The following is a 20,186-nucleotide window of genomic DNA, read 5'->3' on the forward strand; positions in this document are numbered from 1 at the left end:
GTGAACAAGTTTCTCGCAGGCGCTGGGGCGATCATAGTGGCGTTGGGTGTCGGGGCGTCGGCCCACGCCGCAAACGACGTGATGAAGGAATGTGGCGCCAAATATCAGGCGGCCAAGGCCAACAACACGCTGGGCGGCAAGAACTGGGCACAGTTCCTCGCGGCGTGCCGTGGCGGAACGGCCGCCCCCGTCGCCGCGCCGGCACCCGCCGCGAAGCCGGTCGCTGCCGCCAAGCCCGCCTCGCACCTGCCCGGCGCACAGAGCCCGGCGATGCAGGCGATGCATGATCGCCAGCGCAAGTGCGGTCAGATGTGGTCCGCCGACAAGGCGGCGGGCAAGATCCCGGCCGGCCAGAAGTGGCCGCAATATTGGAGCGCCTGCAACACCAAGCTGAAGGGCTGAGGCCGCTTCAGCCGAAGCGCAGCGTGAGCGTCCCGCCGATCGGCGTGGCGCTCCACGCTTCGCCAAGGGTGCGCATCTCTGCGCGGATCGCCCCGATCGTCGCCGCGTCGAGCGGCAGCGCCGGGCAGGCGCGCGCCTCGCAGGTGATCCGGTAGAGGTCGATCATCGCGTCCGGCGTCGATTCGCCACCCGACCAGGCATCGCCCTGCACGACCTCGACCAGCCGTTCGACCCCGTCGCTCTCCGCCTCGGCCTGCATGGTGAAGGCGGCGTCCTCGCCCGCCGCCACGCGGCCAAGGAAGCCGCGCGCGGCCAGCACATTCTCCACCGCATAATGGACCATGTCGTGCGGGATGATGCCCTGCTTGGGGCAATCGATCCGCTCCTCTCCTCCGTCGGCGCGGCGCATGTCGAGGCGATCATGCTTCCCCACCCCCTTGGTGAAGGCGAGGGTGAGCGTCACGACAGCAGCAGGCCGGCGAACGCCGCCGACATCAGGTTGGCGAGGCTACCCGACAGAAGCGCGCGCAGGCCGAGCTTGGCGATGGTCGGCCGCTGGTTGGGGGCGAGGTTGCCGGTCACCGCCATCTGGATCGCGATCGAGGAGAAGTTGGCGAAGCCGCACAAGGCAAACGTCACCACCGCGACGGTGTGCGGCGAAAGCTGGGTGTCCTTGCCGAGCGAGATGTAGGCGACGAATTCGTTGAGCACGATCTTCTCGCCGAACAGGCCGCCCGCGATCCCCGCCTCATGCCACGGCACGTTGAGCAGGAACATCACCGGCGCGAACGCATAGCCGAGCAGCCGCTGGAAGGTGAGATCCTCGATCCCGAACCAGTGGCCGACGCCGGTCAGCAGGCCGTTGGCGAGCGCCACCAGCGCCACGAACGCCAGCACCATCGCGCCCACCGCGACGGCGAGCCGCACACCGGTCTGCGCGCCCTGGGCTGCCGCCATGATGATGTTGGCGGGCTTCTCTTCGTCATGCGTCGCCTCGGCGATCACGACATCCTCGTCTGCGATGTCCATTTCGGCGGCCGTCCTGGGGTCGGGCATGATGATCTTGGCCATCAGCAGGCCGCCCGGCGCCGACATGAAGCTGGCGGCGAGCAGATAGTCGATCTTGATCCCCATCGAGGCGTAAGCGGCGAGGATCGTGCCGGCGACGCCCGCCATGCCGCTGGTCATCACCGCGAACACCTGGGCTTGCGAGAGGCCCGCCAGATAGGGGCGGATGACGAGCGGCGATTCGCTCTGGCCGACGAAGATGTTGGCCGCTGCGCAGAGCGATTCCACCTTGGAGACGCCGATCACCTTCTCGATCCCGCCGCCGATCCAGCGCACGACCAGCTGCATGATGCCGACATGATAGAGGATCGAGACGAGCGCCGCGAAGAAGATGATCACCGGCAGCGCCTGGATCGCGAACATCTGGCCGAGCGGATCGGTGGCGAGCTTGCCGAACAGGAATTGCGTGCCGGCATTGGCGTAGCCCAGCAGATCGGAGACGCCGCCGGACATCTGTTCCAGCACCCAGCGCCCCGCCGGCACGTACAGCACCAGCACCGCGATCGCCGCCTGCAGCGCGAAGGCGGCGCCCACCACGCGTGGGCGGATCGCGCGGCGGTCGGCCGAAAAGGCGTAGGCGATCAGCAGGATCACGACGATGCCGGCGATGCCGGTCAGGATCTTGGTCATAAGCGGGCGGAAAGTTCCTGAAAGCGAACGAGCCGCGACCATACACGGGCCGGCGCGCTCTTCCAGCCGCCATTCAACAGGCGTTCAGGTGGATGGGACAGGATGACGCCGGCACTCGTCGATAATTCCGAAAGGGACATGTTCCGATGCGTCTGAAGCCCGTTCTCATGATCGCTGGCCTGATGGCCGCCGCCGGCGTCACCGCGGCGGTCGCCGCCGATCGCCAGGAAGCCCGCGTCGTGCCGGTCCACGTGCTGAACGTCCACATGCCCGACGGATCGATCCAGCAGGTCCGCTACACCGGCGACGTCGCACCGCGCGTGGTGGCGGTGCCGGTCGCGACGGCCGATCCGATGATGGTCGCGTTCGGCCCGGATTCGCCCTTCGCGATGATGGACCGCATCTCGGCGCAGATGGATGCGCAGATGGCCGGCATGATGCACCAGGCGGCGATGATGCAGAGCATGACGCCCGAACAGCTCCAGCAGGCCGCGATGCGCAGCGGCGGCGGGGCCGGCACGACCAGCTTCACGATGGTCTCCTCGACCGGCGCCGACGGGCAGGTGTGCAGCCAGAGCGTGCGCACCGTCTCGCTCGGTGACGGCAAGGCCCCGCAGATCCAGCGCACCTCCAGCGGAGATTGCGGGTCGACGGTGAGCAGGCCGCAGGGCCTTACCCCCACCGCCGCGCCGGCCGCCCAGGCCGCGCCTGTCGCGACGCCGGCCGTGCTGCCCGCCGCCAAGGCGCCCGCGCCGAAGCCGGACCGCAACACCATCTGATTTTCGCTCCCGGGGAGGGGGAAGGCCGGGCGCACGATGCGTCCGGCCTTTTTCTGTGCGGAGAAACCGGATAGCAGGGCGCATGTCCACAGAGCCGGTCGCGCCCGCCTTTCCCCGATCCCTGTTCCTCTTCTCGCTGCTGTACGGCGGGATGGTCTGCATGGCGGGCGTGCTCGGCGTGAAGCAGGTCGCGCTCGGGCCGCTGGCGGTGGAGGCGGGCATCTTCGCCTTCCTGCTGCTCGTCGCGATGGGCAGCGCGGTGGCCGAGCTGCACGGCAAGCCGACCGCCGACGCGCTGGTGCGGCTGGGCTTCGTGCCGCTGATCACATCGGCGGTGCTGATCCAGGTGGTGCTCCACCTGCCGACCGATCCGGGCATGTACCCGCCCGCCGTCTCCGCCTTTCCGATCGTGGTCGGCCAGGGCGCGCGGATGATGATCGCCGGGTTGATCTCCTACGGCACGTCGCAGACGCTCAACGTGCTGGTGTTTTCCCGCCTGTCGAAAGGCGAGGGCAAGAAGGTGTGGTTGCGCGGCATGATCGCCAGCGTGATCAGCCAGATCGTCGATACGGTGCTGTTCATCACCATCTCCTTCCTCGGCGAGCGGCCGATCCTCGGGCTGATGGGCGGACAGATGCTCACCAAGGTGGTGCTGTCGATCGTGCTGATCCCCTGGCTGATCACCGGCCTCGTCAGGCTGGGTCGCTGGCTCGACGAGCCGAGGGCCGCTTAAGGATCAGAGGCCCGTCGCCTCCCCTCGACGCAGCGCATCGGCCAGGGCGAGCGGATCGACACCCCTCGCCCGCAGATCGGCCAGGCTCTCGCTCCCCCGACGCTTGGCGAGACGCTCTCCGGTCGCATCCACCAGCAGCGGATGGTGGTGGTAACGCGGCGTCGGCAGGCCGAGCAGCGCCTGCAGCAGGCGGTGGATATGCGTCGCCTCGAACAGATCCTGCCCCCGCACGACGTCGGTCACGCGCTGCCAGGCATCGTCCACCGTCACCGCCAGATGATAGGAGGCCGGCGCATCCTTGCGCGCCAGCACGACGTCGCCGAAGCGCATCGGGTCGGCCGCGATCTCCCCCGCTGTCGCATCGTGCCAGTGGAGCGGGCCGGTCCGCGCCACCGCCCGGTCGATCGCGATCCGCCAGGCGTGCGGCTCACGCTCCATCCGCATCGTGCGCTCCGCCGGATCGAGCGCGCGGCAGGTGCCGGGATAGACCGCCCCCTCCGGCCCATGCGGCGCGCTCGCCGCCTGCGCGATGTCGGCCCGCGTGCAGAAGCATGGGTAGAGCAGCCCATCCGCCCCCAACGCCCCCAGCGCACCGCGATAGGAATCGAGCCGCGACGACTGGCGGACCATCTCTCCGTCCCAGTTGAGCCCCAGCCACCGCAGATCCTCCACGATCCCGGCGACATATTCGGGGCGGGAACGGCCAGGATCGATATCCTCGATCCGGAGCAGGAACCGACCGCCTTGCTCCCGCGCGAAGTCATGCGCCCGGATCGCCGAATAAGCGTGGCCGGCATGCAACCGTCCGGTCGGGCTCGGCGCGAACCGGGTGACGACAGCGGCAACAGTTGTGGATATCATCAAACCGGCCCTTGACCGCGAGTCGCGGCTGTTGTGTCATGGGCTCGTCACCAAGATCGGGCATCCGATCGGCTGACAAGACGACGCTGCCTTACCGGCATCGCGTCCTGAGTGCGACAGGGCCTGGAACCGGCAAGGCGGCGACGCCGAGCGGAGGTTCATGTCGTCCCATGTATCACCCCGATCTCATCCGACATCCCGATGGGTGCCCCACCCTCGTGCTGAACGCGGACTATACCCCGCTCAGCTATTATCCCCTCTCGTTGTGGCCGTGGCAGACCGCGATCAAGGCCGTTTTCCTGGAACGGGTCGACATCGTCTCGCATTACGAGCGCGAGGTCCATTCGCCGAGCTTCACCATGAAGCTGCCCTCGGTGATCGCGCTCCGCCAGTTCGTGAAGCCGTCGGCCTTTCCGGCCTTCACCCGCTTCAACCTGTTCCTGCGGGACAGCTTCGAGTGCCAATATTGCGGCAGCCGTCACGATCTGACCTTCGATCATGTCATCCCCCGCGCTCAAGGGGGGCGGACCACCTGGGAAAACGTCTCCACCGCCTGCGCCCCATGCAACCTGCGCAAGGGCGGCCGCACGCCCCGACAGGCGCATATGGCGCTCACGCAGGAGCCGCACAGGCCGACCAGTTGGGCGCTGCAAGAGAATGGCCGTCGCTTTCCGCCCAATTATCTTCACGATAGCTGGCGGGACTGGCTCTATTGGGATGTGCCACTGGAGGCCTGATCCGCGCACGAAACTGACAGCGCGAGACAGGATATACGAAACGAAGCATTGACGGCGGACGCGCTGCGATGCAGCACCCGCCCATGGCCAGCGCACCCCCGATCACGCAGAACCCCGACGTCCGCTTCCTTGGCAAGCTGCTGGGCGATGTGATCCGGGCCTATGGTGGTGAGCAGCTGTTCCGGCGGATCGAATATATCCGCTCGGTCTCGGTCGATCGTGCGCGCGGCATCGCCGGGGCGGATGCGATCGATGCGGGGCTGGAGGCGCTGAACCTCGACGACACGCTCGCCTTCGTGCGCGGCTTCATGCTCTTCTCGATGCTCGCCAATCTCGCGGAGGACCGGCAGGGCATCGCCGCCGAGCCGGACGCCGACATGGCCCATGCGCTCGACCGGCTGGCCAAACAGGGCATCGGCAAGGACAAGGTGCTGGATCTGCTGGAGCGCGCGCTCGTCGTCCCCGTGCTCACCGCGCACCCGACCGAGGTGCGGCGCAAGAGCATGATCGATCACCGCAACCGCATCGCCGAGCTGATGCTCCAGCGCGATACAGGCGCCGAGGAGACGCAGGACGGCGATCTGATCGAGGAGGCGATCATCCGCCAGATCGCCTTGCTCTGGCAGACGCGCGCGCTGCGCCGCGAGCGGCTCTACGTGGCGGACGAGATCGACACCGCGCTCGCTTACCTGCGCGATGTGCTGCTGCCCACGTTACCTGCGCTCTACGCGCGCTGGGACCGCGCGCTGGGGCATCGCTCGCCCAGCTTCCTGCGGCTCGGCAACTGGATCGGTGGCGATCGGGACGGCAACCCGAACGTCAAGGCCGATTCGCTGCGCCTCGTCCTCGCCAAGTCGGCGGCGGCGGTGCTGGGCTATTATCTCGCCGCAATCCACGAGCTGGGTGCGGAGCTGTCGATCTCCACCGAACTGGCGCCGCACGATACGGCGCTGGATGCGCTGGCCGAGGAGGCGCACGATCCCGGCCGCAACCGTGACGACGAACCCTATCGCCGCGCGCTGACCGGCATCTATGCGCGCCTCGCCGCGACGTACCAGACCATCGTCGGCCACGCCCCGCCGCTGCCGGCGCGCGTGTCTGCGGAAGCCTATGCCGATCCGCAGGCGCTGCGTCATGATCTCGCGACCCTGGCGCACGCGCTGGGCGAACAGGGCGGCGACAGCCTCAAGAGCGGCGGCGCGCTCGGCCGGCTGATCCGCGCGATCGACACGTTCGGCTTCCACCTCGCCACGCTCGACCTGCGCCAGAATGCCGATGTGCACGAGCGCGTGGTCGCGGAACTGCTCAAGGTGGCCGGCGTCGAGGCCGATTACCTCGCGCTGGACGAAAAGGCGCGCATCGCGACGCTGCGCCGCGAACTGGCGCACGGGCGCCCGTTGTCGAGCGACTGGGGCGATTATTCGGACGAGACGAAGACCGAACTCGCCATCCTGCGCGCGGCCGCCGAGGCGCACCGGCTGTACGGGCCGGGCTGCATCCGAATCTACAACATCTCCAAGTCCGAAAGCGTATCGGACATGCTGGAGGTGAATACGCTGCTCAAGGAGGTCGGCCTCTATCGCCCGGCCACCGAGGAAGGCGACGCGCCCCATGCGGCGATCATGGCGGTGCCGCTGTTCGAGACGATCGGCGACCTCGAAAATGCTCCGCAGGTGATGACCGACTGGTTCGCGCTGCCCGAGATCGCCGCGCTGGCCAAGGCGCGCGGCCACCAGGAGGTGATGGTCGGCTACTCGGACTCCAACAAGGACGGCGGTTACCTCACCTCGGTCTGGTCGTTGCATCAGGCGAGCCGCATCCTTGCACCCGTATTCGACAAGGCCGGCGTCGCGATGCAACTGTTCCACGGGCGCGGCGGCGCGGTCGGGCGCGGCGGCGGATCGTCCTTCGCGGCGATCCTCGCGCAGCCGCCCGGCACCGTGCAGGGCCGCATCCGCATCACCGAGCAGGGTGAGGTGATCGCCGCCAAATACGGCACGCGCGAAAGCGCCGCCAACAATCTGGAAGCGATGGCGTCGGCCACCCTGCTCGCCAGTCTCGAACAGTCCAGGCTGTCGGCCAAGGATTACGATCGCTTCGCCACCGCCATGGCGCAGATTTCGGATACGGCGTTCCACGCCTATCGCGATCTCGTCTATGGGGACGATGCCTTCCGCACCTTCTTCCGCCAGATCACCCCGCTGACGGAGATCGCCGGCCTGAAGATCGGATCGCGCCCGGCCAGCCGCACCAAGAGCGACCGGATCGAGGATCTGCGCGCGATCCCGTGGGTCTTCTCGTGGGCGCAGGCACGGATCATGCTGCCGGGCTGGTACGGGGTCGGCGCCGGTCTTTCCGGCTTCGGCGACATGGGCCTGCTGCGCGAGATGCTGGAGGCCTGGCCCTTCCTCGCCGCCACCCTCGCCAATATGGAGATGGTGCTGGCGAAGTCCGACATGAAGATCGCCGCCCATTATCTGCCGCTCGTCGAGGACAAGGCGATGGGCGACATGTTCTTCGGCCGCATCCGCGACGGCTGGCAGCAGACCCACGATTGCCTGCTGTCGGTTACCCGCCAGACGCGGCTGCTGGAGAAACACCCGTCGCTGGACACCTCGATCCGGCTGCGCCTGCCCTATATCGAGCCGCTCAACCTGCTGCAGGTGGAACTGCTCAAGCGCCACCGCGCGGGCGAGGAGGATGCGCGGATCAAGGAAGGCATCGAGCTTTCGATCAACGCCATCGCCACGGCCTTGCGCAACAGCGGCTGATCGGGCAGAGCGCGTCCGTTCCTGGGGAGTAGCCACCCGCGCGTGTGAGCGGGGCCTTCGTCAACATACTCGGCGCCATTTCCGAATGGCCCGTGGCGAGGGCAGCGGAGAGTGATCCGCCCGGCAAGACCACGACGTCGTGCCTTCCGCTGTGGCCGGGAGGGCGCGTGCGTCGTCGTCTGCCTCGGCCCCGGATTATTGGACATATGGCTGGAATGTTGACGCTCGGGGCACTCGGCCTTGGCCTGTCGGTCGATGCTTTCGCCGCGTCGGTCGGCAAGGGTGCCGCGATGGGTACGCCGCGCTGGCGGGACGCGATCCGCATCGGCGCGGTGTTCGGTGTCTTCGAGGCGCTGATGCCGTGCCTCGGCTGGCTGATCGGCAAGGCGGTGGCGACCTGGTTCTCCGAATATGGCGGCTGGATCGCCTTCATCCTGCTGGTCGGCGTCGGCGGCCACATGATGTGGGAGGCGTGGCACGGCGACCTCGCCGAGGAGCATGACGCGGACGACAAGAAGCCGGCCATGGGCATACTCTCCGTCGCGCTCACCGCCGTCGCCACGTCGATCGACGCGCTGGCTGTGGGCGTCAGCCTCGCGGTGATGGGTGTGCCGCTGCTCGCCGCCTGCATCGTGATCGGCGGGGTGACCACGATCATCGCCAGTTCCGGCGTGATGATCGGCAAACATGCCGGCCTCTGGCTCGGCCGCTATGCAGAGATCATGGGCGGCGGGGTGCTGATCCTGATCGGCGCGGCGATCCCCGTGCAGCAGTGGCTGATGGGCGGCTAGGCCGCGGCCGGCAGATCGACCGTCACCGCCAGGCCGCCGCCTGCGCGATTCTCGGCGCGGATAGAGCCGCCATGCGCCTGCGCGATCGAGCGGGCGATGGCGAGGCCGAGGCCGAGGCCGCCGGTCGAGCGGCTGCGTGAAGGCTCGTGCCGCTCGAACGGCTCGAACATGCGATCGAGTTCGTTATCGGGAATGCCCGGCCCGCGATCGGCGACGATCAGCCGCGCCCGGTCGATATCGTGGCGGATGCTGAGCTCGGCGGCGCCGGCATATTTCACCGCATTGTCGATCAGGTTCTGGATCAGCCGTTCGAGCGCCGAACGATCGCCGTTCACCACGGCGCGCTCGATCTCCATCACCGAGACTGGCGATCCGGTGTCGCTCGCCTGCCCCGCCAGCCGGCGGCCGAGCGCGGCGAGATCGACCGGCTGACGCTCGCCCGTCCCCGCGTCGCCGCGCAGGAAGCCGATCGTCGCCGCCACCATCTCGCGCATCTGCTCGATGTCGGCCTGCACCGGCCCGCGGATCTTCTCCGGCGCCGCCTCGATACGGAAGGCGATGCGGGCGAGCGGAGTGCGCAGGTCGTGCGCGATCGCCCCGATCATCGCCGCGCGTTCGCGCAGGTTGACGCGCAGACGCCCGTGCATCGCATTGAGCGCCTGTGCCGCCACTTCCAGCTCGCGCGGCCCTTCCACGGCCACAGGCGGTGCGTCGCGATCATGGTCGAGCCGCTCGACGGCCTCGGCGAAGCGCCGGATCGGGCGGGTCAGCCGCCGCGCGAACACCCAGGCGAACGGCACCATGAACAGCGCGGACAGTCCGAACCAGATCGCCGTGCGCTGCTGCCACACCGATATGTGCGACGGCGGCGGCGTGCGCAGCACCCGCCATCCGCCGGCAGGATCGCGCTCGGCCGCGACGACGGTGTTGAAGAAATAAGGCTGGCCATGGCGGATCGGCACCGCCCCCGATCCGGGCTGCCGGGTGAAGGGAAAAACCTCCGACTGGTCCGCCTGGAAATACAGCCGCACGTCGTCGGTCGGCCGCTGGATCTGGTTCGCCAGCCGTTGCGTGATGCGCGGATCGGAGATCATGCCGTCCTCGGCCAGCGGTGGCGCATCGGCGCGATGGACGATCAGCTTGCCGTCCGATCCAGGCTCCATCGCCAGCCGCTCAGCGATCTCGGTCATGGTGTAGAAATCGGGCCGGGGCGCCGGCAGGTAGATGATCAGCAGCACCGAGACGAGGAGGGCCATCGCCAGCCCGCCGAGCTGCAGGATCAGGGTCTGCCAGAACAGGGGCAGCGAGCGGAAGCGCATCAGCCCTCTTCGGGCTTGAGCGACAGCATGTACCCCTCGTTGCGGATCGTGCGGATCGGATCGCCCGGCCCCAGCTTCTTGCGCAGGCGGCTGATCGTCACGTCGATCGCGCGATCGAACACGTCGGCGTCCGATCCCTTGGCCAGCTCGATCAGCGTGTCGCGGCTGAGCACGCGCTGCGGGCGATCGAGGAAGGCGGTCATCACCCGGAACTCGGCATCGGTCAGCGGTGAGGCCGGATAGCCCTGGCGGAACAACGTACGCTCGACCAGATCGAGCGACCAGTCCCCGAAGCGGCGGCGCGGCGTGCCGCCCCCCGCGCCCGGCACGTGCAGCACCTCGTCGCCCCGCGTCGTGCGCCGGAGCAGCGCACGCACACGGGCCAAAAGCTCGCGCGGGTTGCAGGGCTTGGAGAGATAGTCGTCCGCACCGACTTCGAGGCCGACGATGCGATCGACATCCTCGCCCATCGCCGACAGCATGATCACCGGCGTGCGATCGCGCCCGCGCATCCGGCGCAGCACCGACAGACCGTCCTCGCCCGGCATCATCAGATCAAGGATCACGCAATCGTAACGCTGGCGGGCGAGCGCTGCGTCCATGCCTTCGGCATCGGCGGCGGTTTCGACGTCAATATGATGGTCGCGCAGGAAGCCGGCGATCAATTCGCGCAGATCGGCGTCGTCGTCGACGACCAGCAGGCGGGGTGGGACGGGATCGTTCATCGTCGCCCCTTATCCTCGCCCAAACGGCACGCGTCGATATCCATTTGCGCGGGGCTCTTCGCGAGCGTCACGTAGGTCAGATAGCCGAGCCCCTGCGTGTCGAGCAGCGGCCAGCGGCGGACCGCCGCCTGATCGAGTTCGAGCCGCGAGACGCCACGATTGAGATCGGTGTCCGCCGCGACGATCGGCTGCGGGATGTTCAGCGAGGACCAGACGCCCGCGCCATAGGGCGCCTCGTAATCGGCGCGGCGGCGGGCGGCGGCCTTCGCCTGATGCTTCTGCTCGCGCGTTCTGGGGCGCTTGTCCTGCCCCCGCTGGTAGAGCTTGATCTCGGGGGCGACGACATTTTCGTAATGCGCCATTTCCTCGGGATCGATCTCGCCGGACTTGTCGACATCGAGCGTCGAGAAGAAACGGTCCGAATCCGCGCGGAACTCCGCCAGCGTCACTTTGCCGTCATGATCGCTGTCGGCCCGGTCGAACCATGCCTTCATCGGATCGGTGAACCCGTCGGTACGGAACGGCTCGCCCATCGGCGCGATATAGGCCTTGGCGAAAGGCGGGCCGCAGCCCTGCGCTCCGTTGACGACGATCGCCTGATCCGCCGGCGCCTGTACGCCCGATGCGGACGCCTGCAACGCCAGAGCCAGCGCCCAGATCATTCGTGACGAAGCGCGTCGATCGGGTTGAGAGAGGCAGCGCGGCGCGCGGGGAAATAGCCGAACACGACGCCGATCAGCCCGGAGAAGAAGAAGGCCGTCAGGTTGGTCCACGGATCGAACACGAATGGCACGTCGATCACCTTGGACAATCCGATCGACGCGAACAGCGCCAGCACCAGCCCGATCAGACCGCCGAGACAGGACAGCACCACCGCCTCGACGAGAAATTGCAGCATCACCTCGCGCGCGACCGCGCCGATGGCGAGGCGGATGCCGATCTCGCGCGTGCGCTCGGTCACGGAGACCAGCATGATGTTCATGATGCCGATCCCGCCGACCAGCAGCGAGATCCCCGCCACCGCGCTGACGATCGCGGTCAGCACGCCGGTGATGCCGGACAGGGTGTCGGCGATCTGCTTGTTGTCGAAGATCATGAAGTCGTCGAGCTTGCCCCCGGAGATATTCCGTCGTTCCCGCAGCAGCGCCGCGATCGCTTCCTGCACGTCGCCACTGTCATACGCCGGATCCGCCGATACGATGATCGCGCGAATATCCTGGTTGCCGGTGAAGCGGCGCTGAACCGCCTTGATCGGCATCACCACGGTATCGTCCTGATCCTGCCCGAAGCCGCCCTGCCCTTTGGCATCGAGCACGCCGATCACTTCGCAATCGACGCTGCCGAGGCGCAGGCGGGTGCCGACCGGCTCCTCGTGCGGATACAGATTCGCCTTCACCGTCGAGCCGAGCAGGCAGACCGATTTGCCGGCCTCCTCCTCACTGTCGGAAAAGCGGCGGCCGTCGGTCAGCTTCCAGTTCTGCGCATCGAAATAGGCGTTGGTGGTGCCGTTGACGGTGGTCGACCAGTTGGCCGCATTGTGGACAGCCGCAGCGCTCGCCTGCGCCTGCGGGGCGACCGAGGTCACGCCGGTGACCTGATCGCGGATCGCGGCGAGGTCGCCATATTTGAACGGCGGCGGCGCCTGACCGCCACCGCCGCGCCCGTTGCCCTGCCCCGGAATGACGGTGAGGATGTTGGCGCCGAGACTGGAAATCTGGTCGTGCACCGATTGCGTGGCGCCCTTGCCCAGCGTCACCATCGTCACCACCGCGAACACGCCGATGACGATGCCCAGCACGGTAAGGAAGGAGCGCAGGATGTGGCGGCGGATCGCGCGCAAGGCGAGCAGCGCAGTGGTGCCCAGCAGCCGCATCGACGAGGCCTGCCGGGGCGCGGGCGGCGCGAGATCGAGGTCGCTCATGCCGCCTTCCTCTCGATCGTCTCGACCAGCCCGTCGCGGAAATGGACGATGGTGCGCGCATAGGCCGCCATATCCGGCTCGTGCGTGACCATCAGCACGGTGATGCCGCTGGTGCGATTGAGCTCGGTCAGCAATTCCATGATCTCGATCGAGCGTTCCGAATCGAGATTGCCGGTCGGCTCGTCGGCGAGCAGGACATCGGGGTGGGTGACGATGGCGCGGGCGATCGCGACACGCTGCTGCTGGCCGCCGGAGAGTTCGGCGGGCGTATGCTTGGCCCAGTCCGCCAACCCCACCTTGTCGAGTGCCGCCATCGCCGCCTCGCGCCGCGTCCAGCGATCCTCGCCGCGATAGAGCAGAGGCAGCTCGACATTCTCCAGCGCCGTCGTACGCGCCAGCAGGTTGAAGCCCTGGAAGACGAAGCCGAGATAGCGACGGCGCAGCAAGGCGCGCTGATCCCGCCCCAGGCTTTCGACATGGTGGCCGCGGAACAGGAAGCTGCCCGATGACGGCACGTCGAGACAGCCGAGGATGTTCATCGTCGTCGATTTGCCCGATCCGGACGGTCCCATCACCGCCATGAAATCACCGGCCTCGATATCGAGGTCGACGCCCTTCAGCGCCTGGAACGCCGCCGCCCCCACGCCGAAGCGCTTGGTGACGCCGATCAGCCGGATCAGCGGCTCGGCCACCGCGTCACTTCGCCTTCTGGTTCTGGGCGAGGCGGCCGGTGATCACCTGCATACCGGGCTTCACGTCCGGGCCGGAGATGGCGGTCAGCGTGCCGTTGGTCGACCCGACGACGACGTTCACCGCCTTGGGATCGCCCTTGCTGTCCAGCACATAGACGGTCTGGCGGCTGCCACGGCCGATATCCGCCTTCTTCTCCTGCCCCGCGACGCCGAAGCCACCCTTGCCTTCCTGCGGGCCTGAAAGGATGCCGCCACCGTTGGACTTCCACCCGTCGGGCGTGAAGCGCAGCGCAGCATTGGGCACCAGCAGCTTGCCGTGCTGGACCGAGGCGAGGATCGAAGCTGTCGCGGTCATACCAGGACGCAGCGCGAGATCCGGATTCCGGACGCTGAGCGAGGCCGTGTAGGCGACGACGTTGGTGGTCGATGCGGTCGAATTGCCGGCGCTGTTCACCGTCGGCGTGGCATTGGCGCCGAGATCGATGCGCGTCACCTGACCTGCGAAGCTGCGCCCCGGATAGGCATCGACCGAGAAGTTCGCGCCGTCACCGACCTGCACCTCTCCGACATCCGCCTCGTCCACCTTCACGTCGAGCTTCATCTGCGTGAGATCCTCGGCGATCGTGAACAATGTCGCGACGTTGAATTCGGCCGCCACCGTCTGGCCCGGCTCGACCTGGCGCGAGAGCACGACGCCATCGACCGGCGAATAGATCGTCGCCTTGGAGAGGCTGGTCTGGTTGGTCGAGACGTTGGCGCGGGCCTGCGCTACCGAAGCCTGCGCCGCCTTCAGGTTCGCGACCGCGCGCTCGTAATCGCCGCGTGCGGTGTCCAGCTCGGTCGCCGACGGCACCTTGCCGCCGGAGAGGCGCGCGACCTCCTGATAGCGCTTCAGCGTCGCACCCGACTGGTCGACGGTCGCCTGGTTCTGCGCCACCGTCGCCTGCGCCGAAAGCAACTGAGCCTGGCTCTGCACCAGCGCATCCTTGAGGCGCGAGGGATCGAGCTGGGCGAGCGGCTGGCCCTTGGTGACGCGGTCGTTGTTCTGCACGAACACATCGATGACGATGCCCGATTCCTCCGAACCGACGTTGATCTGCTTGGTCGGCGTCAGGTTGCCGGTCGCCGTTACCGATACGGAGAGATCGCCCTGCTTCACCGGCGCGGTGGAATAATGGGTGCGCTCCTTCGCGCCCGAAACGCAGCGCACGACCAGCAGCAGCACCAGCACCACCGCGACGCCGATCGCGATACGGCGGATCAGGCGCCCGCGCGCGTGCGTCGTCTCGATGCCGAGGAAGCTGTCGATGTCGGTGTCGGAGGCCGGTTGGTCCACGTCAGGGTCTTTCGATCGGCTTGGTCTGGTCGGGCGGGATCGGGGCAGGCTCTTCCGCCAGATCGGGAATCTCGATCTGGGCGGGCACGTTGGGCATCGCCGTGCCGGGCAGCGGCGCCGCCTGCCAGCCGCCGCCCAACGCCTTATAGAGCTGGACGAGCGCCGTGGCACGATCGGCACGCGCCTGCGCGAGGCTGTCCTGACTGGACAGCAGGGTGCGTTGCGAATCGAGCAGGGTCTGGAAATCGATCAGGCCGGCGCGATACTGGCTCTGCGCGAAAACCAGCGCGTTGCGGCTGTCGTCCGCCGCCGCGCCGAGCGTCACCACGCGACGGCGGCTGTTGGCGAGCGAGACCAGCGCATTCTCGACATCCGAAAGCGCGGTCAGCACCGCCTTGTGATAATTGGCGAGCGCAAGATCGGCACCGCCGCGCGCATTCTCGATCTGCGCGCGGATCGCGCCGCCGTGGAAGATCGGCGCCGACACGGAGGCGAGCAGCGTGCCGGTGAGGAAGGTGCCGATGTCGCCGATCGCCGTGCCGTTCCCGCCAAGCGAGCCGGAGAGCTTGAGGGTCGGATAAAGCTGCGCCTTGGCGACGCCGATCCGTGCGGTGGCGGCGGCCAGCGCGCGCTCGGCCGAGCGCACGTCGGGGCGCTGCGCCAGCACCGCCACCGGCACGTCGGTGCCGAGCGCGCGATCGGCGATCGGCACGGGGCGCGGCGGATCGAACGCCGCGTTGAGGCTGCCCGGCGCCTGGCCCGTCAGGATCGCCAGTGCGTTGAGCGACTGGGCGAGGCTGGTCTCCAGCGCCGGGATGGTCGCCGCCGTCGTCTCCTGCTGCGCCTTCGCCTGCGCGAGATCGAGGCTGGAGACGAGACCGGCCTTCACCCGCCAGCCGACCAGCTGGACGGTCTCGTCCTGGCTCTTGAGGTTGGAACGCGCGATGGCGAGCCGTTCCTGCGCCGAGCGCGCATCGATATAATCGAGCGCCACCTCGGCGACGATCGAGCGCTGCGTGTCGCGCAGCGTCTCGGCCGCGCTCGCATAATCGCCGCGGGCCGCCTGGATCGATCGCCGCACACCGCCGAACAGATCCACCTCGTAGGCGGCGTCGAGCGAGCCGGAAAACTGATCGTAGCTGCCCTGCGTGGCGAAGCTGGTGCCGCCACTGCCGCCCGGATTGGCGATGAAGGTGGTGCTGCCCTTGCCGAGCAGGGCGGTGTGCCCCGCCGATCCCCCGATATCGAGCGTCGGGAAGAGCGAGGCGCGCGCATTTTTGTATTGCGCCCGCGCTTGGCGAAGCTGCGCGCCCGCCGCCTCGATATCCGGGTTCGCGGCCAGCGCCTTGTCGACCAGATCGCCGAGCAGCGGATCGCCCAGCGCCGCCCACCAGCTGCCCAGTTCCTGCACGCTCGGCGCGTCGGCGCCCGGCGCGATGTCCGAGGAGAACTGATCCGGCACGCCCATCCGCGTCGCGCTCGGCGGCCGATAATTCGGCCCTACGGTGCATCCCGACAGCATGAACGAACCCACCGCCACGGCCATGATCGCCGCGACGCCCCTGCGCTCGCCCCCGTTCCCGTCAGTGCCGGCCGCCATGTCGGCTCGATGAACTCCATACTGTCCGAAGAGCCTTGATAGCCTCCGATATCGCAGTTGCGAAAGCCTTGTTCGTTCAGCTTTTTACTTCTGCTGAGGTTCTCGCCGACAATTCAGGCCTGCAAAGCCTCCGAAACGGAGCCAAATCGCAGCTCGTACACCCTTCCTTAGCGCTCCTTCAGCAAAGGTTCTGTGCCGACATTCGATCCAGACCCTTTCGAGCGGACCCGCCATGCCCATCGACCTGCCCCTGATCCGGCCCAATCCTCCGAAGCTCAGCCAGCTCACTGCCGGGCTGGAGGCGATCGAGGAATCGGGCACGTTCAGCAATTACGGCCCGGTCGCGCGCCGATTCGAGCAGGCGATGACCGAAAAGCTGTTTGGCGGGCGCGGTGCGTGCCTGACGGTCGCCAACGCGACGCTCGGCCTGATGATCGCACTCCGGCACGCGACGCTGCGCATGGAGCAGGATCGCAAGCTGGCGCTGCTCCCCGCCTTCACCTTCGCCGCCACGGGCCAGGCCGCGCAATGGGCGGGCCTCACTCCGCTGCTCGCCGACTGCGATCCGGACGACTGGGCGCTCTGCCCCAAGGCCGAGGAACGGCTGTTGGCCGAATATGGGCGCCGCATCGCCGCGATCGTTCCCTACGCCACCTTCGGCAATTCGATCGACTTGGAGCGCTATGCGTGGCTCGCCCGCCGGCATGACGTCGCGATCGTGGTCGATGCCGCCGCCTCGCTCGGCTCGCTGGATACCGAGGGCCGCGGCTTTGGCGCCGGTGCGCCGTTCCCGGTCGTCTACTCGATGCACGCCACCAAGACCTTCTCGACATCCGAGGGTGGCGTGATCCATTGCGCCGATCATGCGCTGATCGAGAAATTGCGCGCGATGACGAATTTCGGGTTCGAGGGCAGCCGGTCTGCCACCATGCCCGGCATGAACGCCAAGCTGGCCGAGATCCCCGCGCTGATCGCCGAGGCCAAGCTCGGCGACATCCACGAAGTCGCGCTTCACCGCACCGCGCTGGCGGAGCGCTATCGCGAGCGCCTCGCCGCCTTCTCCGTCCAGCGCCCGCGCGGTCACGCGCAGGCGGTGCAGTTCATGTCGGTGCTGCTGCCGCGCACGCTGGCCGAGCATCGCGGCGCAATCATCGCCAAGCTCGCCGAGGCAGGAATCGGCGCCGGCACCTATTTCAGCCCGCATCTGGGTGAGCAGCCGTGGTTCCGCGAGAGCTGCGTGATCGACGCGCTGCCCGTCACCGACGACATCGCCGCGCGCATGATCGCGCTGCCGGTGACCGACGACATGACCGTCGCCGACGTCGATCGCGTGTCCGACGCGCTGATCGCCGCCTGCTTCGCGCAGCCGCGCTCCACCGTTCCGGCGACTCCGTTGCGCGATCGGGTACTGGCTGCGGTGGTGGTCGGCGGCGGCCCCGCCGGCGTGGCGTTGCTCTGCGCCGCCGGCAAGGCCGGCAAGCTCGATGCGCTGGCATCGGCCGGCATCGCGGTGGTCGATCGCGGCGACACGATCGGCGGCGGCCGGCTCGGCGCCTACGAGATCACGTCGGACAGCTCGGCGGAAACCTTCCTCACCGCCGATGGCGCGCTACCCGCAGGACTCGGCATCGCCGACGAGGCGGCCGGTCAGGCGATCGCCGAACACAAGGGGGCGCTCGGCGTGCCGCTGCCCAAGGTCGGCGCCTATCTCGACCGGCTGGGCGAAGTGCTCGGCCATCGCCTGCGCACGCTCGGCGGGTCGATCCTCAGCGGCCACGAGGTCATCGCCTCGCAGCGCACCGCCGACGGCCTCTGGCGGACACGCGCGCGGCGCGTCTCGGACGGTGGCTCGATCGAATTGCTGTCCCGCTCGCTCGTCATCGCAACCGGCGGCCATCAGCCGGCGATCCGGCTGGCGGAGGAGAAGGTCGCGGGCATGTCGCTGGTCGAACGCTGCGGCAACCGGCTGATCCAGTCGGACACGCTGCTGGCGACGGGCGGCATCGAGGCGGTGCGCGAACGCCTGCGAGACTGTCTGGACGGGGGCCGCGCGCCCCGCATCGCCATCGTCGGCGGATCGACGAGCGCCGTCACCACTGCCGTGCGCCTGCTCAAGAGCGGTCTGCCGCTGGATACCGGCGGCATCGCCCTGCTGCACCGTCGGCCGCTGCGCCCCTTCTATCCCTCGATCGATGCCGCGCGTGCGGATGGATATACCGACTTCGGCCCGGATGACATCTGCCCGGTCTCCGGCTTCGTCTATCGCCTCGCCGGCTTCCGGCTGGAGGCGCGCGAACTGGTGGTCCACGCGCTCGGCATCGGCGGCCGGGTGGGCGACCCGCGCCTCACGCTCCACCAGCTGACCGGCGATGACGACATGCAGGCGGCGGACATCCTCGACCGGGCCGACCTCGTCGTCGCCTCCTTCGGCTATCAGCCGCACGCGCTGCCGCTGATCGACGAGCGAGGCCGCGCGATCCGGTTGCGCTGCGAAGGGCCGGTGCGCGGCCGCATGGTCGATGATCTCTGCCGCGTCGTGGACACGGCGTCGTGCGCGGTGCCCGGCGTCTACGGCATCGGTCTGGCCGCCGGCTTCGTGCCGCATGGCAAACTGGGCGGCGAGGCGAGCTTCCGGGGGCAGGCGAACGGCCTGTGGCTCTGGCAGAATGACGTCGGCCAGCTCATCGTCGAGCAGCTTCTCTCCGCCTCGGAAAGGGTCAGGGCGAAGACGGGAGCCGCCCGCCGCGCGGTCGCATGACGGCAGAGGCGCCCACCGCCGGCCCCGCCGTCAGCGTGGTGATGGCCGCCTATAACGGCGCCGCCTTCATCCGCGAGACGATCGACAGTCTGTTCGCTCAGACCATGCCCGACTTCGAGATCGTCGTCGCCGACGACTGCTCGACGGACGATACGCTCGCGGTTCTGGCGGCAATGAACGACCCGCGCCTGCGCGTGGTGAAGGCGGAGCGTAACGGTGGCCCGGCGGCAGCCCGAACCCTCGCCATGTCGCAGGCTCGCGGCCGCTTCATCGCCGGGCTGGATCAGGACGACATTTGCGCGCCCGATCGGTTCGAGAAGCAGCTCGCCTATCTCGACGCGCATCCCGATGTGGTGCTGGTCTGTTCCACGATCGCGATGTTCGAGGGCGGAAAGCTGCGGCGCGACCCCTACCCAGACCTGACCGATCCCGACGAGATCGACTGGATGATGGGGCTGTTGAACCCCCTGGCATGGTCGACCGCGATGATACGTGGCGAGGCCGCGCGCCGGCTGGAGCCGTTCGAGCGCGACGAGTATCGTTTCGCCGAGGATTTCGATCTCTACACCCGCATCCGCGCGCACGGCCGGATCGGTCGCATCGCCGAGCCGCTGGTCCGCTATCGCCTCCACCCCGGCGGAGCGAGCCAGGCCTACGAGCAGGGCATGATCCGGGCTGCCGGCCGTGTGCTGGCGGACCGCCACGCCACGCTGTTCGGCGTGGAGGCGGCGGAGGCCGGCGAAATGCTCAGCCGCTACGCCGGGGCCAGCTATCCCCCACCCGACGCCGCGACACTGGCGCGCTGCGGAGCAATCATGGCACGGTTTCTGGAAGACATGCGGAGCAATCCCTTCGCGCAAGACAGCAGCCGCATGATCTGGTGGCGCATCGCCCGGTCAGGCCTGCGCATGGGCCATTACAACGCGGCGGAAATGATGCGCGTGCGACCGGCCTTCGCCGGCAGCGGTGCGGCGCTCAGACCGGCCCTGTTGCGCGACGCCGCGATCGGCGCGACCCGCCGGGCGAGGCGCCTCGCGGCGAGCCTGTCGCTCTGATTTTTCCG

18 protein-coding genes are annotated in these 20,186 nt (G+C 68.3%); 8 read left to right on the forward strand and 10 right to left on the reverse strand.

Annotated features, from left to right (window positions below):
- On the forward strand, positions 1-402 hold the full coding sequence (locus QGN17_RS15150; RefSeq protein WP_281045430.1) for a hypothetical protein: 402 nt from the start codon (positions 1-3) through the stop codon (positions 400-402).
- A gap of 7 nt (positions 403-409) precedes the next feature.
- Here the strand turns inward: QGN17_RS15150 and QGN17_RS15155 are convergent, their stop codons facing one another.
- A complete protein-coding gene (locus QGN17_RS15155; protein WP_281045431.1) occupies positions 410-865 on the reverse strand; it encodes a hypothetical protein in 456 nt (151 codons plus the stop codon).
- Complete coding sequence (locus tag QGN17_RS15160; RefSeq protein WP_281045432.1) at positions 862-2,100, reverse strand: NupC/NupG family nucleoside CNT transporter; 1,239 nt, start codon at positions 2,098-2,100, stop codon at positions 862-864. Before QGN17_RS15160 ends, QGN17_RS15155 begins: the two co-directional genes overlap by 4 nt.
- Positions 2,101-2,246: 146 nt before the next feature.
- Between QGN17_RS15160 and QGN17_RS15165 the strand changes: the two genes are divergently transcribed.
- Together QGN17_RS15165 and QGN17_RS15170 are read left to right on the forward strand one after the other, a co-directional pair.
- Positions 2,247-2,879 carry a hypothetical protein gene (locus QGN17_RS15165; RefSeq protein ID WP_281045433.1) on the forward strand — a complete coding sequence of 211 codons (633 nt, stop codon included), beginning with the start codon at positions 2,247-2,249 and terminating at the stop codon, positions 2,877-2,879.
- An 82-nt stretch (positions 2,880-2,961) separates the two neighbouring features.
- Positions 2,962-3,612, forward strand: a complete 651-nt coding sequence (locus QGN17_RS15170) for a queuosine precursor transporter (protein WP_281045434.1) — start codon at positions 2,962-2,964, stop codon at positions 3,610-3,612.
- Between the two features lie 3 nt (positions 3,613-3,615).
- Here the strand turns inward: QGN17_RS15170 and gluQRS are convergent, their stop codons facing one another.
- Positions 3,616-4,473, reverse strand: coding sequence for a tRNA glutamyl-Q(34) synthetase GluQRS (gluQRS, locus tag QGN17_RS15175; RefSeq protein WP_281045435.1), 858 nt, complete (start codon positions 4,471-4,473; stop codon positions 3,616-3,618).
- 170 nt (positions 4,474-4,643) lie between these two features.
- Here gluQRS and QGN17_RS15180 point away from each other — a divergent pair, with 170 nt between their 5' ends.
- The 3 genes from QGN17_RS15180 to QGN17_RS15190 all read left to right on the forward strand — a co-directional run bounded on the left by QGN17_RS15180 (position 4,644) and on the right by QGN17_RS15190 (position 8,772).
- Positions 4,644-5,210 (forward strand): HNH endonuclease, encoded by a 567-nt coding sequence (locus QGN17_RS15180; protein WP_022688401.1) that lies wholly within the window; start codon positions 4,644-4,646, stop codon positions 5,208-5,210.
- A gap of 83 nt (positions 5,211-5,293) precedes the next feature.
- Positions 5,294-7,981: a phosphoenolpyruvate carboxylase gene (ppc, locus tag QGN17_RS15185; protein ID WP_281045436.1), complete on the forward strand. Its 2,688-nt coding sequence runs from the start codon at positions 5,294-5,296 to the stop codon at positions 7,979-7,981.
- A gap of 206 nt (positions 7,982-8,187) precedes the next feature.
- Positions 8,188-8,772 carry a manganese efflux pump MntP gene (locus QGN17_RS15190; RefSeq protein WP_281045437.1) on the forward strand — a complete coding sequence of 195 codons (585 nt, stop codon included), beginning with the start codon at positions 8,188-8,190 and terminating at the stop codon, positions 8,770-8,772.
- Here QGN17_RS15190 and QGN17_RS15195 read toward each other — a convergent pair.
- From QGN17_RS15195 to QGN17_RS15225, 7 genes are read right to left on the reverse strand one after another with little or no spacing between them, the layout of a single operon-like run.
- Positions 8,769-10,091 (reverse strand): sensor histidine kinase, encoded by a 1,323-nt coding sequence (locus QGN17_RS15195; RefSeq protein ID WP_281045438.1) that lies wholly within the window; start codon positions 10,089-10,091, stop codon positions 8,769-8,771. The two genes, QGN17_RS15190 and QGN17_RS15195, sit on opposite strands and share 4 nt — an antisense overlap.
- Positions 10,091-10,816 (reverse strand): response regulator, encoded by a 726-nt coding sequence (locus QGN17_RS15200; RefSeq protein WP_281045439.1) that lies wholly within the window; start codon positions 10,814-10,816, stop codon positions 10,091-10,093. The genes QGN17_RS15195 and QGN17_RS15200 overlap by 1 nt, the downstream gene beginning before the upstream one ends.
- Positions 10,813-11,478 (reverse strand): EF-hand domain-containing protein, encoded by a 666-nt coding sequence (locus QGN17_RS15205; RefSeq protein ID WP_281045440.1) that lies wholly within the window; start codon positions 11,476-11,478, stop codon positions 10,813-10,815. Before QGN17_RS15205 ends, QGN17_RS15200 begins: the two co-directional genes overlap by 4 nt.
- A complete protein-coding gene (locus QGN17_RS15210) occupies positions 11,475-12,683 on the reverse strand; it encodes an ABC transporter permease (RefSeq protein ID WP_281045767.1) in 1,209 nt (402 codons plus the stop codon). Before QGN17_RS15210 ends, QGN17_RS15205 begins: the two co-directional genes overlap by 4 nt.
- A gap of 50 nt (positions 12,684-12,733) precedes the next feature.
- Entirely contained in the window at positions 12,734-13,429 is a 696-nt protein-coding gene (locus tag QGN17_RS15215) for an ABC transporter ATP-binding protein (protein WP_281045441.1), read from the reverse strand.
- A gap of 4 nt (positions 13,430-13,433) precedes the next feature.
- Positions 13,434-14,765 carry an efflux RND transporter periplasmic adaptor subunit gene (locus tag QGN17_RS15220; RefSeq protein WP_281045442.1) on the reverse strand — a complete coding sequence of 444 codons (1,332 nt, stop codon included), beginning with the start codon at positions 14,763-14,765 and terminating at the stop codon, positions 13,434-13,436.
- Between the two features lies 1 nt (position 14,766).
- Positions 14,767-16,365, reverse strand: coding sequence for an efflux transporter outer membrane subunit (locus QGN17_RS15225; protein WP_281045443.1), 1,599 nt, complete (start codon positions 16,363-16,365; stop codon positions 14,767-14,769).
- 232 nt (positions 16,366-16,597) lie between these two features.
- Between QGN17_RS15225 and QGN17_RS15230 the strand changes: the two genes are divergently transcribed.
- Complete coding sequence (locus QGN17_RS15230) at positions 16,598-19,123, forward strand: DegT/DnrJ/EryC1/StrS family aminotransferase (protein WP_281045444.1); 2,526 nt, start codon at positions 16,598-16,600, stop codon at positions 19,121-19,123.
- Positions 19,120-20,178: a glycosyltransferase family 2 protein gene (locus QGN17_RS15235; RefSeq protein WP_281045445.1), complete on the forward strand. Its 1,059-nt coding sequence runs from the start codon at positions 19,120-19,122 to the stop codon at positions 20,176-20,178. The genes QGN17_RS15230 and QGN17_RS15235 overlap by 4 nt, the downstream gene beginning before the upstream one ends.
- Positions 20,179-20,186 lie beyond the last annotated feature (8 nt).

Source organism: Sphingomonas oryzagri (genome assembly GCF_029906645.1).
In the GTDB taxonomy this organism is placed as follows: domain Bacteria; phylum Pseudomonadota; class Alphaproteobacteria; order Sphingomonadales; family Sphingomonadaceae; genus Solisphingomonas; species Solisphingomonas oryzagri.

Bases quoted from the DNA above. Each gene is read 5' to 3' on its own strand.
- QGN17_RS15235 (WP_281045445.1), top strand. From the start codon at position 19,120: ATGACGGCAGAGGCGCCCACCGCCGGCCCCGCCGTCAGCGTGGTGATG.
- QGN17_RS15195 (WP_281045438.1), bottom strand. From the start codon at position 10,091: ATGCGCTTCCGCTCGCTGCCCCTGTTCTGGCAGACCCTGATCCTGCAG.
- QGN17_RS15200 (WP_281045439.1), bottom strand. From the start codon at position 10,816: ATGAACGATCCCGTCCCACCCCGCCTGCTGGTCGTCGACGACGACGCC.
- ppc (WP_281045436.1), top strand. From the start codon at position 5,294: ATGGCCAGCGCACCCCCGATCACGCAGAACCCCGACGTCCGCTTCCTT.
- QGN17_RS15190 (WP_281045437.1), top strand. From the start codon at position 8,188: ATGGCTGGAATGTTGACGCTCGGGGCACTCGGCCTTGGCCTGTCGGTC.
- QGN17_RS15165 (WP_281045433.1), top strand. From the start codon at position 2,247: ATGCGTCTGAAGCCCGTTCTCATGATCGCTGGCCTGATGGCCGCCGCC.
- QGN17_RS15205 (WP_281045440.1), bottom strand. From the start codon at position 11,478: ATGATCTGGGCGCTGGCTCTGGCGTTGCAGGCGTCCGCATCGGGCGTA.
- QGN17_RS15170 (WP_281045434.1), top strand. From the start codon at position 2,962: ATGTCCACAGAGCCGGTCGCGCCCGCCTTTCCCCGATCCCTGTTCCTC.
- gluQRS (WP_281045435.1), bottom strand. From the start codon at position 4,473: ATGATATCCACAACTGTTGCCGCTGTCGTCACCCGGTTCGCGCCGAGC.
- QGN17_RS15225 (WP_281045443.1), bottom strand. From the start codon at position 16,365: ATGGCGGCCGGCACTGACGGGAACGGGGGCGAGCGCAGGGGCGTCGCG.
- QGN17_RS15230 (WP_281045444.1), top strand. From the start codon at position 16,598: ATGCCCATCGACCTGCCCCTGATCCGGCCCAATCCTCCGAAGCTCAGC.
- QGN17_RS15160 (WP_281045432.1), bottom strand. From the start codon at position 2,100: ATGACCAAGATCCTGACCGGCATCGCCGGCATCGTCGTGATCCTGCTG.
- QGN17_RS15180 (WP_022688401.1), top strand. From the start codon at position 4,644: ATGTATCACCCCGATCTCATCCGACATCCCGATGGGTGCCCCACCCTC.